We start from the raw sequence: 4,020 nt of genomic DNA, 5'->3' as shown, positions 1-4,020 counted from the left end.
TGGCTGCGCGCCGGCGCCGACCCGGGCACCGCGATGGCGGTCGAGGCCCACGGCACGTCGACCCGCGTCGGTGACGCCGCCGAGCTCTCATCTCTGACAACCGTATTCGGTGAATCCACGTCCGCGGTCGGCTCGATCGCGCTCGGCTCGGTCAAGTCCAATATCGGCCACCTCAAGGCGGCCGCCGGCACCGCCGGCCTGTTCAAGATGACGATGTCGTTGCACGAGAAGGTGCTCGCACCGAGCCTGAACTTCGTCAACCCCAACGAGAATGTCGACTGGGGCGCCACCCCGTTCGCGGTCAACACCGGCCTGCGCGCATGGCCCGAGAGCCCGTATGGCGCGCGTCGCGGCGCCGTCAGTGCGTTCGGCTTCGGCGGCACGAACTTCCATGTCGTGCTCGAGGAGCACGTGCCCGGGCGCTACCGGCCGAAGGCGCGGGTCTTCGCGGCTGCCGAGGTGCCGGCCACCTCGGCCATGAGCGCCGTCGTCAGCACGCCTGGCCCGGCCGTGCCCGCTGGACCCGCCGTGCCCGCCGGCCCCGCTGCACCGGTTGTCCCCGCGGCACCACGGAAGGTGCCGCTACGCGGGGCATACGTCATCGGCGGGCGCTCCGACGGCGAGATCGTCGACCAACTCACCGCGGCCCTGGCGGCCGCAAAGGCTGGAACAGCGCCGGCGCCGACGGCACCGGACCCCGCGATCGGTGCCGCCCCGATCCGGGTGGCGGTCGATTACGCCGACGCGGCGGAGCTGGCCGCCAAGGTGGACAAGCTGCTCAAGGCTTTTGCCAGCGGCAACGCGGCAGCGTTCCGGCTGCTGCGCCAGCAGGGCGTCTATGTCGGGCGCGGCCCGGCGCCGAAGGTCGCCTTCCTCTACACGGGGCAGGGCTCTCAGTACGTCAACATGCTCAAGGGGCTCGCCGCCCGCGAGCCGATCGTCGCCCAGACGTTCGCCGAGGCCGACCGGGTGATGACCCCCTTGCTGGGTCGCCCGCTGACGTCCTTCATCTTCATCGACAGCAGCGACGAGGCCGCGGTCAAGACGCTCAACAAGCAGCTAATGCAGACCGAGATCACCCAACCGGCAGTGCTGGCAACGGATCTCGCGCTGACGCGGCTCTTCGCGGCCTACGGGATTGCGCCGGACATGGTGATGGGCCACAGTCTGGGTGAATACGGCGCCCTCGTTGCCGCCCACTCGCTGACGCTGCCGAGCGCCCTCGAAGCGGTGAGCGCGCGCGGCCGCGAGATGACCAAGGTCTCGATGGCCGACAACGGGGCCATGGCCGCGGTCTTCGGGCCGCTGGAGGAGATCAAGCGCATCGTCGCCGAGGCCGACGGCTATGTCGTGGTCGCCAATATCAACTCCTTCTCGCAGGCCGTCGTCGGTGGCGCGACCGATGCCGTCGAACGCATCATCGAGCGCTTCGCCGCCGCCGGGATCAACGCCACCCGTATTCCGGTCAGCCACGCCTTCCACACCCAGATCGTCGCGCCGGCGTCGGTGCCCTTCGTCGACGCGCTGCGCCGCCTCGACCTCAAGCCCCCGACGCTGCCGATCGTCGCCAATGTCACCGGGGAGTTCTATCCCGCGGACGCAACGACCGAGACGATGCTCGACTACACCGGCCGCCAGATCGCCTCACCGGTCCAGTTCGTCGCCGGCCTGGAAACTCTGTATGCCGCGGGTGCCCGGGTTTTCGTCGAGGTCGGGCCCAAGAAGGCCCTGCACGGTTTCGTCGAGGACGTCCTCGGCTCCCAGCATGACGATGTCGTCGCGCTCTACACCAACCACCCGAAGGTCGCCGACGAGGTCGCCGTGAACCAGGCCCTCTGCGGGCTGTATGCCGCGGGCCTGGGTTTCACCGACGCCACCCCGTCACCCGCCGCTGCACCGGCGGCCGTCTCGACCGCTCCGGTCGCGGCCCCCGTCGCGACGACTCGTCCGGCCCCCGCGCCGGTCCCGGCGGCCCCCGCCGCCATCCGCCCCGCCAGCCAAGGATCCGCTGTGTCCGATCAGACCATCGCCGAGCTCGGCAAACTCTTCGCCTCCGTCCTCGACGAGGGCTTGCGCTTGTATGCCGCGGACCTGGGATACAGCGCGGGCGCGGCCGCGCTCGCCGGCCTGCCCGCCCCCGTGGCTCCGGCAGCCGTGCCTGGCGCCACCGAGCCGGTCGTCGTCACCGGTGCGGCCCTCGGCCTGCCGGGTGTCGACCGGGTCTTCGATGATGCCAATATCGCGCGGATCCTCGCCGGCCAGAACTTCATCAGCGTGCTTTCGCCGCAGTTGCGCCAGATGATGGTCGACAAGCGCGTCACCCGTATCGTCAAGGACGCGTCGGGCAGCGGTAGCTTCCAGACCATCGACAATGCCGCCGACGTCATCAAGCTCGCCGGCGTGCACGCCCCCCTCGATGTCGTCGCCGAGTTCGGCATCGACAAGGCCCGCGATGAGGCCCTCGACATCACGACCCGGCTCGCGCTCGGGGCGGGCTTCGATGCGATGCGCGACGCCGGCATACCGCTGGTGATGCGCTACAAGACCACAACGCTGGGCACTCAGTTGCCCGACAAGTGGCTGCTCCCGGAGGCCCTGCGCGACGACACCGGCGTGATCTTCGCGTCCGCATTCCCCGGCTACGACCGCTTCGCCGACGAGATCGAGAAGTACGTCGTCTTCCGCGGCCAGCGCGACAACCTCCTTGCGCTGGAAGGAGTTCGGGCGCTCATGGCGGCCGATGACCCGGCGCGCGCCGAGGTCGACCGGCTGATCGCCGAGCTGCGGGCGGCCATGGAGAAGGAGCCCTATGCCTTCGACCGGCGCTTCCTCTTCCGCGTGCTCTCGATGGGCCACTCGCAGTTCGCCGAGATCATCGGCGCTCGCGGCCCGAACACGCAGGTCAACTCCGCGTGCGCCAGCACCACCCAGGCGATCTCACTGGCCGAGGACTGGATCCGCGCCGGCCGCTGCGCCCGCGTCATCGTTGTCTCCGCCGACGACGCCTCCGGCGAGCACCTGCTTCCCTGGGTCACGACCGGCTTCCTCGCCACCGGCGCCGCTGCCACCGACGAGCGGGTCGAGGACGCGGCCACGCCCTTCGACCGGCGCCGCCACGGCATGATCGTCGGCACCGGTGCGGCGGCCTTGGTCGTCGAGTCGGCGGTGTCCGCCCGCGAGCGCGGCCTGGCACCCATTGCCGAGGTTCTTGCCACCATCACGGCGAACAGCGCCTTCCACGGCACCCGCCTCGACGTCGAGCACATCGGCGGCGTCATGGAGTCGCTCGTGGCCGAGGCCGAGGCTCGCGGCTACGACCGGCACGTCATCGCGCCCGCGACGATGTTCGTCTCGCACGAGACCTACACGCCGGCCCGTGGTGGCTCCGCCGCGGCCGAGATCAACGCTCTGCGAAGGGTTTTCGGCCCTGATGCGGACAAGGTCGTCATCACCAACACCAAGGGCTTCACCGGGCACGCCATGGGTGCCGGCATCGAGGATGTCGTCGCGATCAAGGCCCTGGAGACCGGCATCGTGCCGCCCGTCCCGAACTACAAGGAGCCCGACCCCGACCTCGGCAATCTCACCTTGTCGCGTGGCGGGAGCTACCCGGTGGAGTTTGCCCTGCGGCTCGCCGCGGGCTTCGGCTCGCAGGTCTCGATGTCGCTGACCCGCCGCATCCCGGCTCCCGACGGCCGGCGTCGCGGACCACAGGAGCTCGGGTATGCCTACCGGGTCGCCGACAAGGCCGCCTGGCAGCGCTGGCTCGACACCCTCTCCGGGCACAGCGGCAGCACGCTCGAGGTCGACCACCGGCGCCTGCGCGTCGTCGACCTCGGCGCGCCGAAGACGCCGGTGGCGCTCACCACGCACGTCCCCGTCCCGTATGCCGCGGCCCTGCGCGCCGCTGCCGGCTCACCCGCTGCTGGCACCGCAAACGCTCCCGCGACAACGCCGTTCGCGTCCTCGGCGGCGGCCCCGCCGTCGCCGGTCGCGCAGCCGGCTGCAGCGGGTGCACCC

1 protein-coding gene is annotated in these 4,020 nt (G+C 70.8%); it reads left to right on the top strand.

What is annotated here, in order from left to right; translation table 11 throughout:
* Nucleotides 1–4,020: acyltransferase domain-containing protein (locus PKH97_RS14535; protein WP_324388283.1), on the top strand; the 4,020-nt coding region annotated here is incomplete at both ends.

This window comes from Nostocoides sp., assembly GCF_035343835.1.
Lineage (GTDB): Bacteria > Actinomycetota > Actinomycetes > Actinomycetales > Dermatophilaceae > Nostocoides_A > Nostocoides_A vanveenii.
This window is presented reverse-complemented; position numbering and strand designations above follow the sequence as displayed.